This window comes from Agromyces albus, assembly GCF_004134825.1.
Lineage (GTDB): Bacteria > Actinomycetota > Actinomycetes > Actinomycetales > Microbacteriaceae > Agromyces > Agromyces albus.
Window position 1 is genome coordinate 188,328 of record NZ_SDPN01000001.1, and the last position, 24,224, is coordinate 212,551.

Genomic DNA, 24,224 nt, shown 5'->3' on the forward strand with positions numbered 1-24,224 from the left:
ATGCAACTCGATGACACGCACGTTCGCATGCTCGAAGTGCTGCGCGAAGACGGCCGCACCTCCGTCGCCGCCCTGGCGGAGCACCTCGGCATCTCACGTTCCAACGCCTACACGCGCTACGAAGCCCTCGCCCGGGCGGGGGTCATCCAGGGGGTTCACGCCGAGATCGATCCGGCAGCCGTCGGGCTCGGCGTGGCGGCGATGGTGTTCATCACCCTCCGGCAGAGCCAGTGGGCCGACTTCCGCGCGCGACTGTCCTCCGTGCCCGAGCTCGAGTATTTCGCGGTGACCACCGGGGAGCACGACGCCATGCTCCTCGTGCGCGCGCCCGACGTGTCGGCCATCCACGAACTCGTCGCCACTCGGCTGGCGCAATGGCCGTCGATCAAGGCGACCACGACGGTCTTCCTCATGGACGAGGAGCGCGCTCAGGTCTCGCTCCGGATGACGCGCTCGGCCACCTCCTCCGTCGAGGACTCCGGTGAGCGCTTCGGCATGACCCGATTCGTGCGCACGAGCGATGATCGCGCGCAACGCGTCCCCGATCGACGGAGGCGCTGACCGCCGAGCCGGTCGGGCCGACCGCGCTCAGACGACCTCGCGGCAGACGCTCGTGTGGAGCACGCCGTCGGGCGTGCGGAACTTCTCGGTGAGCAGGAGGGTGCCGTCCTCGTTCCGCGAAATGGTCGACGAGGCGTTCCCGGTGGTCGTCTCGGCGTCATGGCCGCGGTGCACGAAGGAGATGTCGATCCGGGCCTGGTTCCGCACGCCGCAGAAGCGGCCGACCTCAACCGTGTCGCCGACGTACTCCCCCCACAGCACGCCGTCGGCCTCGTGGTAGACGAAGCGTGTCGGGGCATCGTGGTCGACGATGCTCGAGGTGGAAGAGACCATGTCGAACACCCGCCGATCGAGGTCGACGTCGAGCGTGGCTGGGGTGGTCTGATGGTCGGATCCGGTCATGACGACATTGTGTGGAGGCGACGAAACGAGTGTCAACCGAGTCGCGTTCCGTCTCGAATCCCGGTGCCAGATCGTGGTGACCTGAGACAAACTGCACCGGATGTCGCCTTCGGTCCGGATGTTTCGTCGAACAGCGTTGCGATGACTTGACGACCTTTTGCGCCCGCTGGCTTACTTGGGGCCATGCGTCCACAGCCCTTCGCCTCTCGCGACCCCCGCACCCAGCCGCTCCCCGATACCGAGGAGTTCCGCCGCTACCTGGCCTCCGGTTGGGGGCCCGTCGATCGACGTGCCGAGGTGATCGCCGGCGCCGGCCCCGCTGCACGTCGGCACCGCGAAACGATCGGGGAGCAGTTCCCCGGGCGCACGATCGTCGTGACCGCCGGCCGATCGCACGTGCGCTCGAATGACACCGAGTTCGGCTTCCGCCCCGACAGCGACTTCGTCTGGCTGACGTCCTGCCAGGCCGAAGGCGCAGTGCTCATCATGACGCCGGTCGGCGGCCGGCACGAGGCGACGCTCTTCATCCCGGAGCCCGTCGCGGCAGGCGATGAGGCGTTCTACGCCGACCCGTTGCGCGGCGAGCTCTGGATCGGCCCGGCTGCGGGCCTCGCGGAGTGGACGACCGCCCTCGAGGTCGACGTCAGGTCGCTCGAGGCCCTCGGCGACGCGCTCGACGCACTTCCTGCCGACGCACTCGGGGCGGGCGCCCCCGAGCCTCGAGTCATCGATCGGGTCGCCCCGGCGGCCGACCTCGCCGTCGCGCTCTCGGCGGCGAAGCTCGTGAAGGACGACTGGGAGATCGCGCAGTTGCGTTCCGCGGTGGATGCCACGGTCGCCGGGTTCCGTGCGGTCGCCGCCGAGTTCCCGGCGGCCATCGAGTTCGGCGGCGAGCGCTGGTTGCAGGCCACGTTCGAGCGCCACGCGAGGACGTTCGGAAACGGTGTCGGGTACTCGACCGTCGTCGGCAGCGGCCCGCATGCCCCCACGCTGCACTGGACGCGGTGCGACGGCCCCGTGCTTCCCGGGCACGTCGTGCTCATCGACGCCGGCGTCGAAGCGCGCTCCCTGTACACCGCAGACGTGACCCGCTCGCTGCCCGTCGACGGCACCTTCACGCCTGCGCAGCGGGAGGTGCACGACCTCGTCGAGCGCGCGCACCGCGCGGCGATGGCCGAGGTCGGCCCCGGCAAGTCGTTCCTCGACATGCGGAGCACCGCCTACGAGTCGATCGCGACCGCGCTGCACGAGCTCGGCATCCTCCGGGTCTCCGTCGACGAGGCCATGTCACCGAGGGGGCAGCAGCACCGTCGATACCTCCCGAGCGGCACCGGGCACCATCTCGGACTCGACGTGCACGATTGCGCGAAGATCGGCGAAGAACGATACCTCGCTGAGCCGCTCCGGCCCGGAGCGGTCCTCACCGTGGAACCCGGCCTCTACTTCCAGGCGAACGACCTCACGGTGCCGCCCGAGTTGCGCGGCATCGGCATCCGCATCGAAGACGACCTGCTCGTGACGGCGACGGGGCATGAGGTGCTCACCGCGGCGTTGCCGATCGACGCCAAGGGCATCGAGGCCTGGCTGCGGGAGTCCCCCGCATAGACTGCGGGCATGCCGACGACTCGCGAGTTCCGGAGCGGCGAGCACGTGATCGTCATCCGGCAGACCGGCGTCGCCTCCGGGCCCGCCTTCGTGCTCCTGCACGGCATCGGCATGGAGCACAGGTACTGGAATGGACTCGCCACCGTGCTCGAGTCGGTGGGCACGGTGTACGCCCTCGACCTGCCGGGGTTCGGCGACTCGCCCGAGCCGCGGGAACCGCTCAGCATGGCTGAGTCGGGTGAGCTCCTGGCCGAGTTGCTCGTCGCCGAGGGCATCGGCCGCGCAGTGCTCGTGGGGCATTCCACGGGCGCGCAGATCGCCGCGGAGACGGCGGCGCGGCATCCGCAGCTCGTCGACCGCCTCGTGCTCATCGGGCCGACCGTGAACCCTCGCGAGCGCACGCTCGCGAAGCAGACGCTGCGATTCCTGCAGGACATCGCGGTCTTGAACCCGAAGGTGATCGCGCTCGGGCTCACGGCCTATGCGAAGGCCGGGCCGCGCTGGTACGCCGCCAACCTGCGCCCGATGCTCGAGCACCGCATGGAGCAGACGCTGCCGCTCGTGCAGGCCGAGACCCTCGTCATCCGCGGCGAGACCGACAAGGTCGTGCCGCGCTACTGGGCCGCGGAGGTGGCGGCGCTCGTGCCGAAGGGCCGCGTGGCCGAGGTGCCGGGCCGCGGTCACGAGACGATGGTCACCGAGAACCTGCGCGTCGCCGAGCTGATCGTGCGTCATGCTCGCGGCGAGCAGGTCGGGCGCTTCGTGGCGATGCCGGCACAACCGCTGAGAGCCGAGCGGATGAATCGGCTGAGCGCCCTCGGCTGGTGGGTCCGCGACTACGCCTATGCCGCCGGCCGCCAGCTCGCCCTCGTCGGCGCACGGCGGCCACCGCCGCACTGGCGGAGAGGCGACCCGGCGAAGCCCGACGTCGTGCTGCTGCCCGGCGTGTACGAGCACTGGTCGTTCCTGCGACCGCTCGGCGATGCGCTGAACGCCGCGGGCCATCGGGTGATCGTCGTGCACGGACTCGGTCCGAACCGGCTCGGCATCGCCGAGACGGCAGCGCGGCTCGAGCGGGCCCTCGCCCGGGTGACCGTGCCTCGGGCGGGTCGCGTCATCGTCGGGCACAGCAAGGGCGGGCTCATCGGCAAGTACCTGCTCGTCGGCGGCGACGACAGCAGCGATCGCGCCGGCGCGCTCGGCATCCGCGGGGTCGTCGGCGTATGCACGCCCTTCGGCGGCGCCCGGCGGGCGCGGCTGTTCCGCGACCCGAGCATCAGGGCGCTGCTGCCGAGCGACGAGACGATCGTGATGCTCGGCAGCGCGGCATCGGTCAACGCCCGCATCGTCTCGGTGTTCGGCACGTACGATCCGCACGTGCCCGACGGCAGCGTGCTCGACGGCGCCACGAACGTGCGCGTGCCGGTGGCGGGGCACTTCCGAGTGCTCGCGGCGCGCGAGACGCACGTCGCGGTGCTCGAGGGGATCGCGATGCTCACGACGGAGGGCTGAGTCTCTCCGAGGGTGGTTTCGATACGCGGCCGGCTTCGCCGGGCGCTACTCAACCACCGCGGCCGGCTTCGCCGGGCGCTACTCAACCACCGGGGCGGTCAGTGCACGTACTCGAGCAGGTCGAGGCCCACTTGGTGCATGCCGTCGAGCACCGCGAGGCGCGACGAGAGCATCGTGTCGGCGAAGTACATCGACACGGCGTACGACACGCTCGCCCGCGGTCCGCGGAGCACCCCCACTTCGCTGCGCACGCCGCCGTCGGTGCCGGTCTTGTTCATGAGCAGCACGTTGTGGTCGGGCATGCGGTGGGCGAGCGGGTCGAGGCCGAACGCGCTCGCGACCATCGACAGGTCGGAGTTGAGGGAGAGCCATCCGACGACCCGTTGCGAGACCTCGGGGCTCACGATCTCGCCGCGCGCAAGCGAGGCGAAGAGCCACGTGAGCTCTTTCGCCGAGCCGATCGAGAGCTGCGGGGCGTCGTCGGGGCCGCGGTGGTCGCGCACGAGGTCGAGCAACGCCGTGCGGGTGAGGCCGAGCGTCTCGGTGCGGGCCCGCACCGCTTCGAGGCCGACGTAGCGGATGAGCACGTTCGTGGCGAGGTTGTCGCTCGTCGCACCGATGAGCGACGCGAGGTCGGCGAGCGGCAGCGACGGCGACTGCATGTGCTGCCAGATGCCCGAGTCGCCGACGGAGTCGCGAGGGGCACGATCGAGCACGGTGAACGCCTCGGCGCTCGTGCCCGCGAGGCGAGAGGCCACCTCGACGAGGAGCAGCACCTTGCCGATCGAGGCCGTGGGCATCACGACGTGGTCGTCGACCGAGAACAGCACCTTGCCGGTCGCGAGATCGGTGGCGCGTGCCGAGACCTGCACGCCGGCGAGCGCCAGTTCGCCGAGGGAGTGGAAGCCGCGAGAGAAGTTCTCGTTGGGCTCCTCCGTGCGATGCCGTCCGCGCCGGATGCTGGCGTGTCGCGCTCGTCGCTCGGAACCCTGCGACGACGTCACCACGGTGCTTGCACGATCTTCCTCAGACGGTCGGCGCTCCCCCACCGCGGTCTGCGGCGCGCTCGAACTTGGTGAATTTTGCGGTTGCGAGAAGTCGACTACCAGATCGTCACCCGCTCGGCTGGATCCAGCCAGAGGGCGTCATCGGAGGTCACTCCGAAGCCAGCATAGAACTCGTCGATGTTCCTGACGATCTGGTTGCAGCGGAACTCGTTCGGCGAGTGCGGATCGATCGCGAGCAGGCGCACGACCTCCTCGTCACGGCCCTTCATCTGCCAGGCCTGCGCCCACGAGAGGAAGAACCGCTGCGACCCCGTGAGGCCGTCGATGACGGGCGGCTCAGCGCCGTCGAGCGAGATGACGTAGGCCTTCCACGCGATCGCGAGCCCGCCGAGGTCGCCGATGTTCTCGCCGATCGTGAGGGCGCCGTTGACGTGGTGATCGGGCACCTGAGCCGGGGCGAGCGCGTCGAATTGCGCGATCAGGGCCTTCGTGCGCTCCTCGAACGCCGTGCGGTCGGCCGCGGTCCACCAGTCGGTGAGCCGGCCGTCGCCGTCGTACTTCGAGCCCTGGTCGTCGAAGCCGTGCCCGATCTCGTGCCCGATCACGGCGCCGATCGCGCCGTAGTTGGCTGCGGCATCCCGCTCGGGCGTGAAGAACGGGTACTGCAGGATCGCCGCAGGGAAGACGATCTCGTTGAAGCCCGGGTTGTAGTACGCGTTGATCGTCTGCGGCGTCATGAACCACTCGTCGCGATCGATGGGCTTGCCGATCTTGCCGAGCTCGCGGTTGAACTCGAATTCGGCGGTCGCTCGCACGTTGCCCACGAGGTCGTCGCCGATCTCGAGTGCCGAGTAGTCGCGCCACTTCACGGGGAACCCGATCTTCGGCGTGAACTTGTCGAGCTTGTCGAGCGCCTTCGCGCGGGTCTTCGGGCCCATCCAGTCGAGTCCGGAGATCGACTGCCGGTAGGCCTCGACGAGGTTGGCGACGAGCTCGTCCATCTCGGCCTTCGCCGCCGGCGGGAAGTGCCGCTCGACGTAGATGCGGCCGACCGCCTCGCCCATGGCGCCCTCGACGAGCGAGACGCCGCGCTTCCACCGCTCGCGCATCTGCGGCGTGCCGGTGAGGGTGCGTCCGTAGAAGTCGAAGTTCGCCTCGACGAAGTCGTTCGAGAGGTAGGCGGCGCTCGACCGGATCACCTGCCAGGCGAGCCAGTCGCGCCACGCCGACAGTCGGTCTTCGGTGAGGAGCGCGCTCAGGCCCTCCACGAACGAGGGCTGGCGCAGCACGAGCTCGTCGAAGGCGCCCGCCGGCACGCCCATCGCGTCGCGCCAGGTGGCCAGGTCGATGCCGCCGCCGGCTTCGGGGGAACCGGATGCCGCTGCTGCGGCATCCGCCCACTTGTACAGGTTGTACGTCTTCTCGCTGTCGCGCGAGGCGACGTTGTCCCAGTGCGCGGCCGCTATGGCGGTCTCGAGCGCGAAGACGCGATCAGCGCGCTCGGCCGGATTCTCGAGTCGCGCGAGCCCGAACATGCGCTCGAGGTGCGAGCGGTACGCCTCGCGGACGCTCTCGAAGCGCTCTTCACGGAAGTAGCTCTCGTCGGGCAGGCCGATGCCGCCCTGCTCGACGAACACGAGGTAGCGCTCGGGGTCGCCCGGGTCGTTGTCGACGTAGAGCTGCACGAAACCCGAGACGCCCTGGCGCTCGAGTCGGCCGAGGGTCTCGAGGAAGGTGTCGATCGAGGCGATGAGCGACACCTCGACGAGTTGTCCGGCGATAGGCGTGGCGCCGAGCATGTCGGCGCGCTGCTCGTTCATGAAGCTCGCGTAGAGGTCGCCCACCTTGCGCGCCTCGGTGCCGGGCTCGGCATCCTGAGCCTCTTCGATGATCTCGCGGACCGCGTGCTCGGCCTCTTCGTGCAGCACGAGGAAGGAGCCGTAGCGCGCCTTGTCGTCGGGGATGGCGGTGCGTTCGATCCACTTGCCGTTGACGTGCCGGAAGAGGTCGTCTTGGGGGCGAACCCCCTCGTCGAGCTCGTCGTGCGCGATTCCTGAGGAGAGCGTGACGTCAGTCATTCCACCAGCCTAGGACTCGGTGCCCTTCGAGGGGATGCCGCGGCCGCGCGTCTCACGGCGCACTCGCAGCGTGGCGGCATGCCAGCGGCATCCGGCCCTCCGACTCAGCGCAGCTGCGCGAAGCCCTCGGCCATGCGGGTCGGACCCACGATGAGGATCCTGTCTTCGGGCCCGAGCACGGTGTCTGCGTCGGCGTTGTGCCAATCGGCGCCCGGCTTCTTGAACGCGGCGACGGTGACACCGAACTCCTTTCGGAGGCCCGTCTGGCCGAGCGGCACGCCGCAGAGCCGGGCGGGCGGAGAGGCCTTGACCATCGCGTAGCCCGGCTCGACCTCGATGTAGTCGAGCGCTGCGCCGCGCACGAGGTGCGCGACCTTGCGACCCATGTCCTTCTCGGGGTAGATGACGTGGTGTACTCCGAGTTGTTCGAGGATCACGCCGTGCCGGTCATCGACGGCCTTCGCCCAGATCACCGGGATCTTCATGCCCAGAAGCACTGAGCAGGTCAGGATCGATGCCGAGATGTCGTTGCCGATGGCGACGACCACGCGGTCGAACTCATCGACGGCGAGCTGACGGAGGGCCTCCTCCTTCGTGGAATCGGCGCGCACGACCTGGGTGAGCTGTGTGTTCAGCGCCTGCACGAGCTCTTCGTCCATGTCGATGCCGAGCACTTCCGTGCCCGCAGCCATCAACTCGAGCGCAAGCGACTGGCCGAATCGCCCGAGCCCGATGACCACGACGGAGTCGGCCTCGGCGATGCGGCGCGAGTTGTCGCCGCCGAAGATCGAGAATCTAGCCAATGGCGGGCCTTTCCTTGGGGTATTCATAGAGGATGCGGCGGTCGCGGAGCGCGATGGCCGATCCGAGGGTCAACGGCCCGAGCCGGCCGAGGAACATGAGCGCGACGAGCACGAGCTTCGCGGCATCCGGCAGGTCGTACGTGATGCCCGTGGAGAGCCCGACCGTGCCGAACGCCGAGATCGCCTCGTAGAGCACGCGGTCGAGGTCGAGGCCGGTGATGAACATCAGGGCGAGTGTGCCCGCCATCACCGCGGCGACCGCGATGAGGGCGACGGTGATGGCCTGGCGGTGCACCGCGCGAGACAGTCGCTTGCCGAAGATGTTCACGGCGCCCTCGCCGCGGAGCTCCGTCATGATGATGAAGAAGAGCACGGCGAACGTCGTGACCTTGATGCCGCCCGCCGTGCCCGCGGGCCCGGCCCCGATGAACATGAGCACGTCGGTGCCGAGCCACGACTCGGAGTGCATGGCGGCGATGTCGATCGAGTTGAACCCGGCGGTGCGCGCCTGCACCGACTGGAAGAAGCCCGCGAGAATTCGTGCGCCCGGGTCGAGGGCTCCGAGGGTCTCGGGGTTGTCCCACTCGATCAGGGTGATGTAGACGGTGCCGAGCACGAGCAGCAGGACCGTGGCCCACAGCACGAGCTTCGTGTTCATCGACCAGTGCAGCGGACGGCGGAACTCCTTGCGCAACTGCATGATCACCGGGAAGCCGAGGCCGCCGAGGATCACTGCCACGGCGATGGGCAGGCAGATGAACGGATCGCTGACGAACCCCATGAGGTTGTCGCTGTAGAGCGCGAACCCCGCGTTGTTGAACGACGACACGGAATGGAAGAGTGCGTGCCACGCGGCGTCGCCCAGGCTGTAGCCGTATCCGAACACGAAGCGCAGGAACAGGAGGAGGAACGTCGCCGCCTCGACCACGAGCGAGATGAGGACGATGCCGCGCACGAGCCCCCGCACGTCGTCGTAGCCGACGGCCTTCGCCTCGGCCGCCGTGTTGAGCCGCGACCGCACCGAGAGCTTGCGCGCGAGCACGAGGCCGATGAGCGACGCGAAGATCATGATGCCGAGGCCGCCGAGCTGGATGAGCAGCAGGATCACGACCTGCCCGAACGAGCTCCAGTAGATGGGGGTGTCGACCACCACGAGGCCCGTCACGCAGACCGCCGAGGTCGCCGTGAAGAGCGCATCGACGAAGGAGGCGCCCGTGCCGGTCGTGGTCGCGAAGGGCAGGGAGAGCAACGCAGTTCCGGCGAGCACCGCCGCCGCGAAACCGAGGACCACGGTCTGCGCGGGGTGCAGTCGGAGGCCGCGGCGGGCCGGACCGCGGCGCGTCGCGTCCACCGTCGAGCGAGTGGTCACCTCGGTACTCTAGACCTCCTCGCCCCTCGCCATGGCTCGCGGTGGGAAGCGCTTCTAGACTTCGGTTCATGAAGACCGTGCTCAACATCATCTGGCTCGTGCTGTCGGGTTTCTGGCTGTTCCTCGGCTACATGCTCGCGGGCGTGATCATGTGCGTGCTCATCGTCACGATCCCGTGGGGCATCGCGTCGTTCCGCATCGCGAGGTACGCGCTCTGGCCGTTCGGGCGCGAGGTCGTGCAGAAGCCCACCGCGGGCGTGTGGTCCTTCCTCGGCAACATCATCTGGTTCGTGCTCGCTGGCATCTGGCTCGCGATCGCGCACATCGTCTCGGGCATCGCGCTCTGCATCACGATCATCGGAATCCCCCTCGGCATCGCCGACTTCAAGATGGTGCCCATCTCGCTCGCGCCGCTCGGCAAGGAGATCGTCGAGACCTGATCGGGCGAGCGGATGCCGCGAGCCGGCCGTGTCGGCCCCGCCACGTAGGCTCGAATTCATCAGCACCACCGCGTCCCGCGGCGTCGACCGCGACATCCTGCGCCTCGCCGTGCCCGCGCTCGGGGCGCTCATCGCCGAGCCGCTGTTCCTGCTCGCCGATACCGCGATGGTCGGCCACCTCGGGGCGACGCCGCTCGCGGGCCTCGGCCTCGCGAGCGCGGTGCTGCAGACGATCATCGGCCTCATGGTGTTCCTCGCCTACGCGACGACCCCGGCGGTGGCGCGGCGCATCGGCGCAGGCGACGAGCGCGGCGCCGTGGCATCCGGCATCGACGGGCTGTGGCTCGCGTTCGGCATCGGCGCGGTGCTCGCCCTCGCCGGCTGGTGGTCGGCGCCCGTGCTGGCGGGCGCGTTCGGCGCTTCGGGCGACGTGACCGCCGCGGCATCCGTCTATCTCACGATCTCGATGGCCGGGCTGCCGGCGATGCTCGTCGTCTTCGCGGCGACGGGCCTGCTGCGCGGACTTCAGGACACGCGCACGCCGCTCTTCGTCGCCGGCATCGGCTTCGCCGTGAACATCGCCTTGAACTACGTCTTCATCTACGTCGCAGGCTGGGGCATCGCGGGCTCTGCCGTGGGCACGGTCATCGCGCAATGGGGCATGGTCGCGATGTACCTCGTGGTCGTCGGCCGGCATGCCGCGAGGGTCGGCGCGAATCCGTGGCCGCACCACGCGGGCGTGCTGCGCGGGGTGGCCTCGGGAGGCTGGCTGTTCGTACGCACCCTGAGCCTGAGGGCCGCGCTCCTGCTCGCGACGTGGACCGCGACGGCGCTCGGCTCAGAGGAGCTCGCCGCGTTCCAGGTCGCGATCACGATCTACTTCACGCTCGGGTTCGCGCTCGACGCGCTCGCGATCGCCGCGCAAGCGCTCATCGGGCACGGGCTCGGCGCGGGCGACGTCGACGCCGTGCGCATGGTGCTGCGCCGATGCCTGCAGTGGGGCGTCGCGAGCGGTGCCGTGGCGGGCGCCCTCGTCGTCGCCACGGCGTGGGTGCTCCCGGCGGTGTTCACGAGCTCGAGCGAGGTCGCGGCGCTCCTGCCGCCCGCGCTCGTCGTGCTCGGCATCTCGGCGCCGCTCGGAGGACTCGTGTTCGTGCTCGACGGCGTGCTCATCGGCGCCGGCGACGTGCGCTACCTCGCCTGGACCGGCCTCGTGAACCTCGCCGTCTTCGTGCCGCTCGCCGTGGCGGTCGTGGCAGTGGCGCCGGCGGGGGCTGCCGGGCCCGCCTGGCTCGTGGCCGCGTTCGCGATCGGCTACCTCGCCGCCCGCGCCGTCACCCTGTCGCTTCGCGCTCGCGGAGCGGCCTGGATGGTCACGGGCGTGCCGAGGTGAGGTCGGCGCATGGGTCAGCTCGTGAACTCGTGAACTCGTGAACTCGTGAACGAAAGGCAAAGATGACTTCCATCCTCGTCACCGGCGGCACGGGCCGACTCGGCAGGCCCACGGTCGAACTCCTCCGATCCGCCGGACACGACGTTCGGGTGCTCAGCCGTCACGAGGCGCCGGGTCGCGTCGGCGGCGATCTGCGCTCGGGCCACGGAATCCGCGAAGCGGTCGCCGGTACCGGCACGGTCGTGCACCTCGCGACGCGGAACGGCTTCGGCGACGTCGCCCTCATGCGAACCCTCCTCGACGCGTCGCATGCCGCCGGCGTCGGCCACGTCGTGTACGTCTCCATCGTGGGCGTCGACCGGATCCCGCTCGGCTACTACCGGCAGAAGCTCGACGCCGAGCACCTGCTCGAGTCGTCCGGCCTGCCGCACACCATCCTCCGGGCGACGCAGTTCCACGAACTCGTCGCCGGGCTCTTCACGGCGCAGCGGTTCCTGCCCGTCGTGTTCGCCCCGAAGGTCTCGGTCCAGCCGATCGCAGCCGGCGATGTGGCGACCCGGGTCGCCGAGCTGGCCGCGGGCGAGCCCACGGGCAGGGTTCCCGACGTCGGCGGGCCCGAGCAGCTTCCTGCACGTGAGCTCGCGCGGCAATGGGCGGCCGCGGCATCCGTTCACCGCAGGATCGTGCCGGTGCGGGTGCCGGGCCGCACCTTCGCCGCGCTGGCCGCCGGCCACAATCTCGTGCCCGGCCCGGCCTTCGGCACGACGACGTTCGCCGACTTCCTCGCTACCCGAGCCACTCCCGGGCAGCGGTGACGAGGGTGCTGACGCCGACCGTGAGCGTCGGCTCGATCACCGGTGCGAATTTCGGCGAGTGGTTCGACGGCATGTTGTCGGGCAGCCGCCCCGTCACGTGGAAGTCGGCGAAGAGGGCCGGGTCGGCCCCGCCGAGGAGCCAGTAGCAGAGGGGTGCGCCCGCCGACGTGGCGAGCACGCTCACGTCTTCACTGCCCGAGACGACGCCGGGATCCAGCACGCGCTCATCGCCGAGCAGCCGGCGCAGGGCCGCGGCCGTGCGCGCCGTCGCGGCCTCGTCGTTGACCGTGCGCGGGTAGTGGTCGTCGAGGTGCACCTCGGGCTCGAGGATGGCGCCGGATGCCGCAGCCTCCGCCTTCACGATGCGCTCGATCGCGGCGAGCACCCTCACGCGCACGGCGTCGTCGAACGTGCGCACCGTGAGGCCGAGCCGCGCTTCGGACGGGATGATGTTGTTCTTCGTGCCGCTGTGCACCTGGCCGACCGTGACGACCGCGCCCTCGGCGGCCGCGATCTCGCGGGACGCGATGGTCTGCAGCCGCATGATCGTCGCCGCGGCCATCACGATGGGGTCGACCGTGGTCTCGGGGCGCGAGCCGTGACCGCCTGATCCGTGCAGCACGACGGTCAGCGAGTCGCTGCTCGCGAAGGCGACGCCCGGCCGCACCGCCGCGAACCCCGACGGCAGCGGGCCGACATGCTGGCCGAGCACGATGTCGGGTTTCGGCATCCGGTCGTACAGGCCGTCGTTCACCATCACGCCGGCGCCGCCGCCCCACTCCTCGGCGGGCTGGAAGACCACGGCGAGGGTGCCTGTCCACTCGGCGCGGTCGCCGGCGAGCTGCTCCGCAGCCCCGAGCAGGCACGTGACGTGCACGTCGTGGCCGCACGCGTGCATGACCGGCACGTCGTTGCCCTCGTGGTCGACACCACGCGCAGTGCTCGCATAGGGCAGGCCCGTGTCCTCTTCGACAGGAAGGGCGTCCATGTCGGCGCGGAGCAGCACGGTCGGCCCGTCGCCGTTGCGCAGTAGGCCGAGCACGCCGGTCGTGGCGATGCCGGTGGTGACGTCATACCCGAATGAACGAAGCTGCTCGGCGACGATGCCGGCGGTGCGATGTTCCTGGAACGACAGCTCGGGGTTCGCGTGCAGGTCACGGTAGATCGCTTCCAGGTCGACGCTCATCTCGTCAGCCTAGGGACGACCATGCCGCCGATCAACGACCCGATCAGGGGGTTGAACGGTGCGGCGGCGCCGTCGTGTCGCCGAGGTGGAGGGTGCTGACGAAGGCGACGGATGCCGCCGGCTCACCCGCGAGCATCCGCACGATCGCCTCCCCGGCCGCACGGCCTTTCGCGACCGACGGTTGAACGAGGGTCGTGAGGTCGTGCTGCAGACCGTCGACGCGGATGCCGTCGAAGCCGAGCACGCTGAGTTCGCGCGGCACGGCGATGCCGAGCTCCTCGGCCGCCTGGATCACGCCGGCCGCGAGCAGGTCGCTCTGCGCGATGATCGCCGTCGGGCGGTTCGCGGGGTCAGCGAGCAGCGCCCGGCCCGCCTCGAGTCCCTCTTCGATCGAGCTCGCGGCAGCCGCGAGGCCGGTGGCGTCGGGGAACACCGCGCGGGCGCCCGCGAGGCGTTCGGTTGCAACAGCGGTCGTGCTGTCTCGTTCGAGCTCGGCGGTGAGCGGGCCGCGGGTGCGCTCGGCGTCGAGCGGCAGTGTCACGAGTGAGACCTGCGTGTGACCGAGCTCCCGCAGGTACTCGGCGCCACGGCGCGTGGCGTTGCGGTTGTCGATCGAGATCTCGGGAATGTCCTCGTCGGTCTTCCCCTCGATCGCCACGGCGGGGATGCCGCGCCGGCGGAGCACCTCGACCGAGTGCGCGAGCCTTGGACTGCACCCGATGAGCACGACCGCGTCGACCGGGGCGCTCTCGATGCCCACGGCCTGGCCGCCCGCCTCGCCGGTGTCGGTGAGGAGCAGGAGGCCCGCCCCGAGCGGGGCGATGCCCTCGGTGATGCCGTCGAGGGTCTGGATCTTCACGGGGTCGAGGAAGGCGGCGCGGACGCGCTCCTCGAGCACCACGCCCACGATGCCCGAGCGGCCACGGCGGAGCGAGCGCCCTCGCGGGTCGGGCCCGGCGTAGCCGAGCTCGGTGGCGGCGGTGAGCACGCGCGCCTTCGTGGCATCCGACACCGGTCCTGAGCCGCTGAAGGCGAGCGACGCGGTCGACGCCGACACCCCGGCCTTCGCCGCGACGTCGGCGAGCGTGGGACGCGGAGCGGAATCCGTCTGCATACGCCCGATTCTAGGCCGAATCGATTCGACTGGGCCCTGCAGCCGCGGTCAGACGGCTGCGGCCACCTCGTCGCGCGCCGCGACGAACGCCTCGACGCAGCGCCGGATCTCGTCGTCGGAGTGCGCGGCCGACAGCTGCACGCGAATGCGCGCCTTCTCTCGCGGCACGACCGGGAAGCTGAACGCCGTGACGAACACGCCGCGCCGCTGCAACGCCTCGGCCATCCGGCCCGTGAGCACGGCATCGCCGAACATCACCGGCACGATCGCGTGCTCGCCGGGCAGGAGGTCGAACCCCGCCTTCGTCATGAGCGACCGGAACAGCTCGGCATTGCGGCGCAGCGTGGCCCGCAACTCGCCCGACTGCTCGACGAGATCGAGCGCCTGCAGCGTGCCCGCGACGATCGCGGGCGCGAGCGTGTTCGAGAAGAGATAGGGGCGCGCTCGCTGGCGCAGCAGGTCGACGATCTCGCGTCGCCCCGCGACATAGCCGCCGGATGCCCCGCCGAGCGCCTTGCCGAAAGTGCCCGTGTAGATGTCGATCCGGCCCTCGACCCCGCAGAACTCGGGGGTGCCTCGGCCGTGCTCCCCGACGAAGCCCACGGCGTGCGAGTCATCGACGAACACGAGCGCGTCGTAGCGCTCCGCGAGGTCGCAGATCTCGGCGAGCGGCGCGAGATAGCCGTCCATCGAGAAGACGCCGTCGGTCACGACCACCCGGCGGCGGGCATCGGATGCCGCGGCGAGCTGCGCCTCGAGGTCGGCCATGTCGCGATTCCTGTAGCGATACCGCGCGGCCTTCGAGAGCCGGATGCCGTCGATGATCGACGCGTGATTGAGCTCGTCGGAGATGATCGCGTCGTCGGGCCCGAAGAGCACCTCGAAGATGCCGCCGTTCGCGTCGAAGCACGACGAGAAGAGGATCGTCGCCTCGACGCCGAGAAACTCCGACATCCGCTCCTCGAGCCGGAGGTGCAGCTCTTGCGTGCCGCAGATGAATCGCACGCTCGCGAGCCCGTAGCCCCACTCGTCGAGCCCGCGGCGGGCGGCCTCGACGATGCGCGGGTCGTTCGCGAGGCCCAGATAGTTGTTGGCGCAGAAGTTCAGCACCTCGCGGCCCGCGACCTCGATCTCCGACGACTGCGGACCGCGGATGCCGCGTTCGCGCTTCGTGAGCCCCGCGGCCTCGATCTCGGCGAGCTCCGCTCGCAGCTGTTCCTTCACCGTTCCGTACATCACAGCTCCGTCCAGTCGAGGATGACCTTGCCGACGCCGCCGGATGCCGCGGCATCGAACGCCGCGCGCCACTCGCGTGCCGGATAGCGATCCGAGATGATCGAGGCGACGCGATCGTGCAGCGTCTCGCTCGTCTGCAGCATCGCGCTCATCGAGTTCCAGGTCTCGAACATCTCGCGCCCGTAGATGCCCTTCATCGTGAGCATGTGCGTCACGACCTTGCCCCAGTCGATCGCGAAGGGCTCTGCGGGGAGGCCGAGCAGGGCGATGCGGCCGCCGTGGTTCATGTTCTCGATCATCTGCGGCAGGGCGGATGGCGCTCCGCTCATCTCGAAGCCGACGTCGAAGCCCTCGCGCATGCCGAGCCGGTGCTGCACGTCGCGGAGGTTCTCGACCGTCACGTCGACCGCGGCATCCGCGCCCATCTCCATCGCGAGTTCGAGCCGGGAGGAGCTGACATCGGTCGCGACGATGAAGCGAGCGCCGACGTGCCGCGCGACGGCGATCGACATGAGGCCGATCGGGCCGCAGCCCGTGACGAGCACGTCTTCACCGACGACCGAGAAGGTGAGCGCGGTGTGCACCGCGTTGCCGAACGGGTCGAAGATCGCGCCCACGTTCGGCTCGATGGGCGAAGCATGCACCCACACGTTGGCCCCGGGGAGCACGACGAACTCGGCGAACGCCCCGTCGCGCTGCAGGCCCACGCCCTGCGTGCGGATGCACATCTGCCGTCGCCCCGCTCGGCAGTTGCGGCACATGCCGCACACGATGTGGCCCTCGCCCGACACGCGGTCGCCCACGATGACGTCGTGCACGAGCTCGCCGACCTCGACGACCTCGCCGTAGAACTCGTGGCCCGGAATGAGGGGGGCCGCGATCGTCGAGGCCGCCCAGTCGTCCCAGCGCTCGATGTGCAGGTCGGTGCCGCAGATGCCCGTGCGCAGCACCCGGATCTTCACGTCGGCGGCGCCGGTCTCGGGCTCTGGGCGATCGACGTACTCGAGCCCCGCGCCGGGCGCGGGCTTGAAAAGGGCCTTCATCGAAACCTCGGTGTTTCTCTGGAACGCGAGCCGGCTCGTCTCCGGCTCTGGGTCGGGGCGGGATTGTGTCCGGATGCCCCGAGTGCCAGTCAGCTCATCGTATCCACGGATGCCGCGGGCGAAGTGTTGCGGACGTCGGGGGTCATCGATATGGTTCTTCAACCGGGGTTGTCGAATCGATTCGACCTTCACGGCCGGGTCCGAGACGATGAAGTAGAGCTCATGACGGAAACACCACGCGAAATGACACGAACGAGCCGCTCCACCCGTGAACTCATCGGGTGGCGGAATGCGATCTTCACGGTCTTCTTCCTCAGCGGGCTGAGCTTCGCGAGCTGGGTGGCTCGCCTCCCGGCGATCCGCGACGACACGAGCCTCAACACCCAGGGCGTCGGCCTCGTCATCCTGAGCGGGTCGATCGCCTCCGTGCTGGGCCTCATTGCTGCGCCCGGCCTTCTGGCGCGCTTCGGCGCGCGATCCGGCATGATCGGGGTGCTCGTCGCGGTCTCGGTGGGCCTCGTGCTCGTCGGGCTCGGTGGGTCCGTTGTTCCGTCGATCACCCTCTTGGTGATCGGCCTTGCGTTCGTCGGATTCGGCAACGGCGCGGTCGACGTGATGATGAACGTCGAGGGGGCCGAGGCCGAACGGGAGATCGGCCGCACGCTCATGCCGCTCATGCACGCGTTCTTCAGCTTCGGCACGGTCGCCGGCGCCGGGCTCGCCGCTGTGGCATCCGCTCTCTCCGTCTCCGTCGCCGTACACCTCGGCGTCATCGCGGTGCTCATCGCGATCGGCGTCATCGTCGCCGTGCGCTTCGTGCCGTTGCGTGAAGAGCTCGGCGACGATACGCACACCGACACGCCCCGAACGCCATGGCGCGAGCGCTTGCGCGAGGGCCTCTCGGTCTGGGCCGACCTCCGCCTCCTCCTCATCGGCGTCGTGATGCTCGGCATGTCCTTCGCCGAGGGAAGCGCCGGCGACTGGCTCGCCCTCGCGGTGGTCGACGGGCACGGATACGACGAGACGACCGGTGCCGCGGTCTTCACCGTCTTCACCGTGGCGATGACGGCTGGCCGCGTACTGGGCGGCCCGTTCATCGACCGGTTCGGCCGGGTCCCGATGCTGCGCATCCTCGCGGCGATGGGTGTCGCCGGGCTCGCGCTCTTCATCTACGCCACCGAACCGTGGATGCTCATCGTCGGCACCGTGCTCTGGGGGCTCGGTGGCGCGCTCGGGTTCCCCGTCGGCATGTCGGCCGCGGCCGACGTGCCCGACCGCCGCGCCGCGGCCGCCCGCGTGACCGCCGTGGCGATCATCGGATACTGCGCATTCCTCGTCGGCCCACCGTTCCTCGGATTCCTCGGCCAGCAGTTCGGCCTCCTGAACGCGCTGCTCGTGATTCTCCTCCTCATGGTGATGGCGGGGCTCGCAGCCCCGGCCGCCAAAGAACGCTCGCCTCGAATCGACGCCTGAGCACCCGACGCCGCCCCGCGTCATCCGTCGGCCGTACACTCGACAGGTGCGTCTCGTCATCGCCCGCTGCTCCGTCGATTACGCGGGCCGCCTCACCGCCCATCTGCCGCTCGCCACGCGGCTGCTCATGGTCAAGGGCGACGGAAGCCTGCTCGTGCACTCCGATGGCGGCAGCTACAAGCCGCTCAACTGGATGAGCCCGCCGTGCACGCTCGCGACGCTCGAGCCCGACGAAGACCAGCGCGAGGCCGGCATCCGCGAGCTCTGGAAGGTCACGCACACGAAGACCGCCGACCAGCTCATCGTGTCGATCCACGAGGTCCTGCACGATTCGGCTCACGAGCTCGGTGCCGACCCGGGCCTGCAGAAAGACGGCGTCGAGGCGCACTTGCAGAAACTGCTCGCCGAGCAGATCGAACTCCTCGGCGAGGGTCACCGGCTCGTGCGCCGCGAGTACATGACGGCGATCGGTCCGGTCGACATCCTGGCGACGGATGCCTCGGGCGCCTCGGTCGCGGTCGAACTCAAGCGCCGCGGCGACATCGACGGCGTCGAGCAGCTCACCCGCTATCTCGAGCTCATGAATCGCGACCCGCGGCTCGCGCCGGTGCGGGGCGTGTTCGCCGCGCAGGAGATCAAGCCGCAGGCCCGCATGCTCGCCGAGGACCGCGGCATCCGCTGCCTCGTGCTCGACTACGACGCGATGCGCGGGCTCGACGACAGCGACTCCCGCCTCTTCTGAGTATTCCCTGACGGTTCCCTGAGGAAGCACCGGCCAACACTTTCCTGAGAATGGCTCACGTCTAAGTCCGCGTAAGATGTCACGGTGACTTCCCCGACCACACCCACTACGACGACCATCGCGCCGACGCGCACCTGGTCTGCCGTGCTCTTCGATCTCGACGGCACGATCGTCGACTCCGCATCGGACATCACGGCGTCGCTCGCCCACATGTTCACGGAGCTCGGACTCGACGTGCCCTCTGAAGACGTGCTGCTCGCCTACGTCGGACCGCCGCTGCTCGACAGCCTGCGGCTGAGCGCCGGGTTCGACGACGAAGAAGCGTGGGCGGCCCTCAACATCTACCGCGACCACTACGCCGACCACGTGCTCAACTCGCCGGTGTTCCCCGGCGTCGCGGGCGTGCTCGAGCGGCTGCACGCCGCGGGCATCCCGGTCGCGCTCGCGACGAGCAAGCCCGAGTCCATGGCTCGCAAGGTGCTCGATCACGCCGGGCTCAGCCAGTACTTCACCGAGATCACCGGCGCGAGCGACGACGAGGAGCTCAGCACGAAAGCCGAAGTCGTACGCGAGGCGCTGCGCCGCCTGCAGGCGAACGGCATCGACACGGGCAACGCCGTCATGGTCGGCGACCGCGGCTACGACACGCTCGGCGCTGCCGCGAACGGCGTGCCGACGATCCTCGTCGAGTGGGGTTACGGCTCCCCCGCCGAGGCCGTCGACGCGATGGCGGTCGTGCACTCCGCCGACCAGCTGCGCAACCTCCTGCTCGGCTGAGAGCGCTCCCCAGTACACGCCTCGGTCGCCGCACGCAACGGGCAGAGGCAGGCGGCGACGCCGAACTACGCTGAGGCAATGACCGATGCCGCGCTGATCGGTCCGGTGTCGCCACCTGACCTCCATGTGATGACCTTCAACATCCGCCGGCGCTTCGCTCGGGTCAGGCCCGGGAGTCCCGATCGCTGGGTCACGCGCAGGCAGCTCGTCCAGCGCATCCTCGCCGCAGAGCAGCCGACGCTCCTGGGCGTGCAGGAGGCATTGACCGACCAGGTCGACTTCATCGCGGACGCCCTCGGACCGCACTACAAGTGGATCGGGCGCGGCCGCAATCCGTCGGGTACCGGCGAGCATTGCGCGATCTTCTACGACTCGCAACGGTTGAAGCTGAAGGACTGGCAGCAGCTCGCCCTGTCGGCGACGCCGGATCTGCACGGTTCCAGGTCGTGGGGCAACGTGACACGGCGGATCGTCGTGTCGGCCACCTTCACCGATCGGGCGACCGGCGCACCGCTCGTCGCCTTGAACACCCATCTCGACCATCTCTCGTGGCGGTCGCGGCTCGAGTCGGCGCAGTTCATCCTGAATCTCGTGCAGGATACTCGTGACTCCCAGCCGGGCACTGCGATCGTGGTGACCGGCGACTTCAACGCGGGCGAGCATTCAGCCGTTTACCGCCGGCTGACGGAGGACGGGGTGCTCCGTGACGCATGGGAGGCGGCGGCCGCGCAATTGACGCCGCAGTGGGGAACCTTCTCGAACTATCGTGGCCGCCGCCCGGGCGGCAAGCGCATCGACCTCATCCTCCTGGGCGAGGGAGTCGAAGTGGTGAGCACCGGCATCAACGCCGCACGGTTCGACGGCAAGGCGGCATCCGACCACGAACCCGTGCAGGCGGTGCTGCGCTACGACAACCCCTCGTCCAAGGCGTCGGGGCGGGGTTAGTCTGCTGCCATGATCCGCACACTGCTGCGTGCCCCACAGGGAGCCGGCGAGGTGGCCGCCGACGCGCTCCGGGTGCTTGCGGCGATCAGCATCGTCGTCGCGGGCATCGGTTGGGGTCCGCTCTCCGGGCTGAGCTTCGTGCTCGTGACCGGCGCGATGTTCCTCCCTCGTCTTCTGGGCGTTCGGCCCTCCTTCGACATCGTGTTCGGTGTCGCATCGCTCGCCGCCGCCTGGAGCAGCGTGCTGGACATCTACATCACGGTGCGCTGGTGGGACCTCCCGATCCACTTCCTCACCAACGGAATCTGGGCGGCGCTCGCCTACCTCCTGCTCGTGCGATTCGGCATCGTGGCGGATGCCGCGACGCTCCCGCGCCCGGCGGTGTCAGCCGCACTCATGACCACCGCGCTCGGACTCTCGCTCGGCGTGTTGTGGGAGATGTTCGAGTGGTTCGGGCACAACTTCATCGACGGTGAGATCTACGTCGGCTACACCGACTCCATCGGAGACCTGCTCATCGGCGGTGTCGGCGCCCTGCTCGCCGGGTGCAGCATGCGCTACCTCGCGGCTCGACCCGGTGTCGCCCACGACCGAGAGCCTTCGCCGGTGGTCGAGTAGCCAGCGAGGCAGGCGTATCGAAACCACCCTCGCCACCCGCGGCCCCGCGACATCCGACACACCCGCGACACACGCCGTTGGTAGAACGGTGGGCATGCTCTCCCTCACCGGCGCCGAAGCGATCCTCGTCGACCCCCTCACCCTGCGGGGCGGCGACCTCCATGTGGCCGACGGCGTGATCGTCGACGGGGCACCGCCAGGCGCCGAGTCGATCGACGTGAGCGGCTGCGTCGTCACCGCCGGCCTCGTGAATGCGCACCACCACTTGCTGCAGAGCGCGTTCCGCACACTGCCCGGCACCCGCAGCGTGCCGATGGCGGAGTGGCTGCCGGCCATGGCGGCCGCATACTCGACAGCGGTCGTCGACCCCGAGCTCGCCTCGGTCGCCGCGCGGGTCGGACTCGCCGAGGGTCTGCTCTCCGGAGTGACCACGGTGGCCGACCACCACCTCACCTGGCCGAGCGGCGTCGACAGCGTCGGCGTCGCGCAGGCGACGGCCGATGCCGCCCGTGACCTCGGTGCGCGGCTCGTCTTCGTGCGCGGCGCCGCTCGCGACGACCCCGAGGAGGCTGCAGCCTCCGCCGAGGCGATCGCACGGGCGCTCCCGCTCGGCGCAGGCGGCGTCTCGACCGACGGCATGCTGCAACTCGCGGTCGGGCCGGCCGGCGTGCACAGCGACGGCGAGGAGACGTTTCGTCTGCTCGGCGAGGTCGCCGCGCGACACGGACTCCGGCGCCGCACTCAGGCGAACGAGCAGGTCGACGTCGCGATCGCGCTCGAGCGGTACGGCCGGCGCCCTCTCGACCTGCTCGAGGAGTGGGGTTGGCTCGCGCCCGACGTCACGCTCGCCCACCTGTGCGGCGTGACCGAAGACGAGATCGGCCGGCTCGCGGCATGCGGCATCACCGCCACTCACGCGCCGGGCTGCGACGTCATGATGGGCTGGGGCGTCGCCCCCGTCGCCGCGCTCCGCGACGCCGGCATCGTCGTGGGGCTCGGTACGAGCGGCGGAGGATCGAACGACGCGGGCCACCTGCTCGCCGACGCACGGCTCGCGATGCAGGTCTCCGGCCTCCTCGGCCCGGCGCTCGCAGCGCACGACGTGCTCGGGATGGCCACCGAGGGGTCCGCACTCGGCCTCGGGCGGGCAGAGCTCGGACACGTGAGGCCCGGCGCAGCCGCCGACCTCTGCGTGTGGGATGTCTCGGGCGTCGCCGATGCCGGCGTCGCCGACCCGGTCGCGGGGCTGCTGTGGGCGTCGCCGGGGCGCCGGCCGAAGCACGTGATCGTCGCAGGCCGGGTGGTGGTGCGCGACTCGGTGCTCGTCACCGCCGACGAGCACGACCTCGTCGCGGCGATGCGAGCCCGCGTCCGACGCTGAGCGCCCGGACTACAGCTCGAGCACGAGGCGTGGGCACGCCGCCCGTGACACGCAGATCATCATGCGATCGTTCGCGCGCTGCTCTTCAGGGCTCAGGATCGAGTCGCGGTGGTCGACGTCACCCTCGACCACGACGGTCTCGCACGTGCCGCACGTGCCCTCGCGGCACGAGGAGAGCACGAAGAGCCCCGCCTCCTCGACGACGTCGAGCACGGTGCGCTCGGGGGGCACCGTGAGGGTCTCGCCCGAGAGCAGGAGCTCGACCTCGAAGGACTCGTGCAGTACCGGTTCGGCGAGCGGCTTGGCCTCGAAGCGCTCGACGTGCAGCGTCGATGGCGGCCAGCTGTTCGAGAACGAGGCGAGCTCGTCGATCATGCGCGCGGGGCCGCACGCGTACACGAGCTCTCCCGCTCGCGGGGTCAGCGCTGCGAGGTCGAGGCGGCGGCCCTCATCGGCGACGTGCAGCCGCACCCGTTCGCCCCCGAGCGAGGCGAGTTCGGATGCGAAGGCCATCCGTGACGTCGAGCTTCCCGCATAGTCGAGGGTCCAGGAGGCACCGGATGCCTCGGCGGCGCGGATCATCGGCAGCAGCGGCGTGATGCCGATGCCCCCTGCGACGAAACGGTAGCTCGCGGCATCCGTCATCGCGAAGTGGTTCCAGGGACCGCGCACGCGAATCGACCCGCCCACTTCGAGGAGCTCGTGCACCCAATCGGAGCCACCGCGGCCGCGCTCCTCGCGGAGCACGCCGATCGTCCAGACGTCGCAATCGGCCGGGTCGCCGCAGAGCGAGTACTGGCGTTCGACGCCGATCGGGAGCAGGAGGTCGAGGTGCGCACCCGGCCGCCACTCGGGGAACGGCTCGCCATCGGCGCGCTCGAGTTCGACACGCACGACGCGCTCGGCGACCGCCGTTCGGCCGCGCACGATCACCTCGAATTCGGGGGCGATCGCGGTCATGAGCCGGTGCGCTCCGTGCCGGAAGTCGGGTCCGGAGCAGGGCCCGCCGTCGGGCCGGGCGAGGTGCCGGCATCCGGTTGGATCCGCTGCTTCACCACGAGCACCTTGTACACGCCGCCATCGGGTGAGCGCCAGCGGTGGGGCGTGCCGCCGCGATAGGAGAACGCTTGTCCGGCGTGCAGCACGCGGGTCTCGGCGCCGCCGAAATCACCTTCGACCAAGCCGTCGACCACGTAGCAGAACTCCTCCTCGTCGTGCACGAAGTACTCGCCGAAGTCGCGATTGCGGGCGACGAACTCCATGGGCGTGAAGGCGGATGCGCCGGTCACGAGCACCCGGGCCGAGCCCTCGGCGAACGGGCCGGAGACGCCGACCCCCTCGTCGATGACGACGGCACCCGAAGTCGGCATCGCGGCGGGCGCGGATTGCGCGAGCGCAGCGAAGAGCTCCACCTGCGTGGTGCCGAGTGCGCGGGCGATGCGTTCGAGGGAGGCGAAGCTCGGTCGTGCCCTGCCGTTCTCGACCTGGCTGATGAACGGGTGCGAGAGGCCCGAGAGCTCGGCGACCTGCACGAGCGTGAGGGACCTCGCCAGGCGCAGGCTGCGGATGCGGGCACCCACGAGCTGGACCTGCCGGTCGATGGCGACGCCCTCGTTGTGCGCGCCGTGTTTCACCCTCGGCATCTCATCTCCCTCCCCTGCGCCCGTGGTTCGGCGCCCAACTCCGCGGCGTCTCGGAACCGAAACATTCGGGTTACGCAGGCG

Annotated in this window: 23 protein-coding genes; 12 read left to right on the forward strand and 11 right to left on the reverse strand. The window is 70.0% G+C overall.

The genetic code is table 11. The features are described from left to right. Entirely contained in the window at window positions 1-561 is a 561-nt protein-coding gene (locus ESP51_RS00955) for an Lrp/AsnC family transcriptional regulator (protein ID WP_164990340.1), read from the forward strand. Between the two features lie 27 nt (window positions 562-588). On the opposite strand, the gene ESP51_RS00960 is transcribed toward ESP51_RS00955, so the two are convergent. Then, the gene (locus ESP51_RS00960) at window positions 589-963 is read right to left on the reverse strand and encodes an avidin-fold protein (protein ID WP_206737140.1); all 375 of its coding nucleotides are present in this window, start codon (window positions 961-963) and stop codon (window positions 589-591) included. A 183-nt stretch (window positions 964-1,146) separates the two neighbouring features. On the opposite strand from ESP51_RS00960, the gene ESP51_RS00965 reads away from it, so the two are divergent. Beyond that, the gene (locus ESP51_RS00965; protein WP_129519003.1) at window positions 1,147-2,568 is read left to right on the forward strand and encodes an aminopeptidase P family protein; all 1,422 of its coding nucleotides are present in this window, start codon (window positions 1,147-1,149) and stop codon (window positions 2,566-2,568) included. A gap of 9 nt (window positions 2,569-2,577) precedes the next feature. Further along, window positions 2,578-4,080: an alpha/beta hydrolase gene (locus tag ESP51_RS00970; protein WP_129519004.1), complete on the forward strand. Its 1,503-nt coding sequence runs from the start codon at window positions 2,578-2,580 to the stop codon at window positions 4,078-4,080. Between the two features lie 98 nt (window positions 4,081-4,178). On the opposite strand, the gene ESP51_RS00975 is transcribed toward ESP51_RS00970, so the two are convergent. The 4 genes from ESP51_RS00975 to ESP51_RS00990 form a co-directional block, all read right to left on the reverse strand. Continuing rightward, on the reverse strand, window positions 4,179-5,084 hold the full coding sequence (locus ESP51_RS00975) for a serine hydrolase (protein WP_373426243.1): 906 nt from the start codon (window positions 5,082-5,084) through the stop codon (window positions 4,179-4,181). Window positions 5,085-5,182: 98 nt separating this feature from the next. Next, window positions 5,183-7,165 (reverse strand): M13 family metallopeptidase, encoded by a 1,983-nt coding sequence (locus ESP51_RS00980; protein WP_129519006.1) that lies wholly within the window; start codon window positions 7,163-7,165, stop codon window positions 5,183-5,185. Window positions 7,166-7,269: 104 nt separating this feature from the next. Then, window positions 7,270-7,968, reverse strand: a complete 699-nt coding sequence (locus tag ESP51_RS00985) for a potassium channel family protein (protein WP_241842905.1) — start codon at window positions 7,966-7,968, stop codon at window positions 7,270-7,272. Further along, a complete protein-coding gene (locus ESP51_RS00990) occupies window positions 7,961-9,337 on the reverse strand; it encodes a TrkH family potassium uptake protein (RefSeq protein WP_241842906.1) in 1,377 nt (458 codons plus the stop codon). Before ESP51_RS00990 ends, ESP51_RS00985 begins: the two co-directional genes overlap by 8 nt. A gap of 68 nt (window positions 9,338-9,405) precedes the next feature. On the opposite strand from ESP51_RS00990, the gene ESP51_RS00995 reads away from it, so the two are divergent. The 3 genes from ESP51_RS00995 to ESP51_RS01005 all read left to right on the forward strand — a co-directional run bounded on the left by ESP51_RS00995 (window position 9,406) and on the right by ESP51_RS01005 (window position 11,985). Further along, window positions 9,406-9,777, forward strand: a complete 372-nt coding sequence (locus ESP51_RS00995; protein WP_129519007.1) for a YccF domain-containing protein — start codon at window positions 9,406-9,408, stop codon at window positions 9,775-9,777. Between the two features lie 28 nt (window positions 9,778-9,805). Further along, window positions 9,806-11,170, forward strand: a complete 1,365-nt coding sequence (locus tag ESP51_RS01000) for an MATE family efflux transporter (protein ID WP_241842907.1) — start codon at window positions 9,806-9,808, stop codon at window positions 11,168-11,170. A gap of 62 nt (window positions 11,171-11,232) precedes the next feature. Next, the gene (locus ESP51_RS01005; RefSeq protein ID WP_129519008.1) at window positions 11,233-11,985 is read left to right on the forward strand and encodes an SDR family oxidoreductase; all 753 of its coding nucleotides are present in this window, start codon (window positions 11,233-11,235) and stop codon (window positions 11,983-11,985) included. On the opposite strand, the gene ESP51_RS01010 is transcribed toward ESP51_RS01005, so the two are convergent. Genes ESP51_RS01010 through tdh form a run of 4 tightly spaced genes read right to left on the reverse strand, consistent with a single transcriptional unit; the run spans window position 11,957 to window position 16,564 of the window. After that, entirely contained in the window at window positions 11,957-13,171 is a 1,215-nt protein-coding gene (locus ESP51_RS01010) for an amidohydrolase (RefSeq protein ID WP_129519009.1), read from the reverse strand. The two genes, ESP51_RS01005 and ESP51_RS01010, sit on opposite strands and share 29 nt — an antisense overlap. Before the next feature lie 43 nt (window positions 13,172-13,214). Beyond that, the gene (locus tag ESP51_RS01015) at window positions 13,215-14,285 is read right to left on the reverse strand and encodes a LacI family DNA-binding transcriptional regulator (protein WP_129519010.1); all 1,071 of its coding nucleotides are present in this window, start codon (window positions 14,283-14,285) and stop codon (window positions 13,215-13,217) included. Window positions 14,286-14,333: 48 nt separating this feature from the next. Further along, window positions 14,334-15,521 (reverse strand): glycine C-acetyltransferase, encoded by a 1,188-nt coding sequence (locus tag ESP51_RS01020; protein WP_129519011.1) that lies wholly within the window; start codon window positions 15,519-15,521, stop codon window positions 14,334-14,336. Next, window positions 15,521-16,564 carry an L-threonine 3-dehydrogenase gene (gene tdh / locus ESP51_RS01025; protein ID WP_129519012.1) on the reverse strand — a complete coding sequence of 348 codons (1,044 nt, stop codon included), beginning with the start codon at window positions 16,562-16,564 and terminating at the stop codon, window positions 15,521-15,523. The genes ESP51_RS01020 and tdh overlap by 1 nt, the downstream gene beginning before the upstream one ends. A 243-nt stretch (window positions 16,565-16,807) precedes the next feature. On the opposite strand from tdh, the gene ESP51_RS01030 reads away from it, so the two are divergent. The 6 genes from ESP51_RS01030 (at window position 16,808) to ESP51_RS01055 (ending at window position 22,500) form a co-directional block, all read left to right on the forward strand. Beyond that, the gene (locus ESP51_RS01030; protein WP_241842908.1) at window positions 16,808-18,037 is read left to right on the forward strand and encodes an MFS transporter; all 1,230 of its coding nucleotides are present in this window, start codon (window positions 16,808-16,810) and stop codon (window positions 18,035-18,037) included. A 46-nt stretch (window positions 18,038-18,083) separates the two neighbouring features. Continuing rightward, on the forward strand, window positions 18,084-18,779 hold the full coding sequence (gene nucS, locus ESP51_RS01035) for an endonuclease NucS (RefSeq protein WP_129519014.1): 696 nt from the start codon (window positions 18,084-18,086) through the stop codon (window positions 18,777-18,779). 84 nt (window positions 18,780-18,863) lie between these two features. After that, complete coding sequence (locus ESP51_RS01040) at window positions 18,864-19,556, forward strand: HAD hydrolase-like protein (RefSeq protein WP_129519015.1); 693 nt, start codon at window positions 18,864-18,866, stop codon at window positions 19,554-19,556. A 78-nt stretch (window positions 19,557-19,634) separates the two neighbouring features. After that, complete coding sequence (locus ESP51_RS01045; RefSeq protein WP_129519016.1) at window positions 19,635-20,501, forward strand: endonuclease/exonuclease/phosphatase family protein; 867 nt, start codon at window positions 19,635-19,637, stop codon at window positions 20,499-20,501. A gap of 9 nt (window positions 20,502-20,510) precedes the next feature. Next, complete coding sequence (locus ESP51_RS01050) at window positions 20,511-21,119, forward strand: DUF2238 domain-containing protein (protein WP_129519017.1); 609 nt, start codon at window positions 20,511-20,513, stop codon at window positions 21,117-21,119. A 94-nt stretch (window positions 21,120-21,213) separates the two neighbouring features. Beyond that, on the forward strand, window positions 21,214-22,500 hold the full coding sequence (locus tag ESP51_RS01055) for an amidohydrolase family protein (RefSeq protein ID WP_129519018.1): 1,287 nt from the start codon (window positions 21,214-21,216) through the stop codon (window positions 22,498-22,500). Between the two features lie 9 nt (window positions 22,501-22,509). Here ESP51_RS01055 and ESP51_RS01060 read toward each other — a convergent pair whose 3' ends face one another. Both ESP51_RS01060 and ESP51_RS01065 read right to left on the reverse strand, forming a co-directional pair. Next, a complete protein-coding gene (locus tag ESP51_RS01060; protein ID WP_129519019.1) occupies window positions 22,510-23,460 on the reverse strand; it encodes a PDR/VanB family oxidoreductase in 951 nt (316 codons plus the stop codon). Beyond that, a complete protein-coding gene (locus tag ESP51_RS01065; RefSeq protein WP_129519020.1) occupies window positions 23,457-24,143 on the reverse strand; it encodes a helix-turn-helix domain-containing protein in 687 nt (228 codons plus the stop codon). The genes ESP51_RS01060 and ESP51_RS01065 overlap by 4 nt, the downstream gene beginning before the upstream one ends. Window positions 24,144-24,224: the final 81 nt, after the last annotated feature.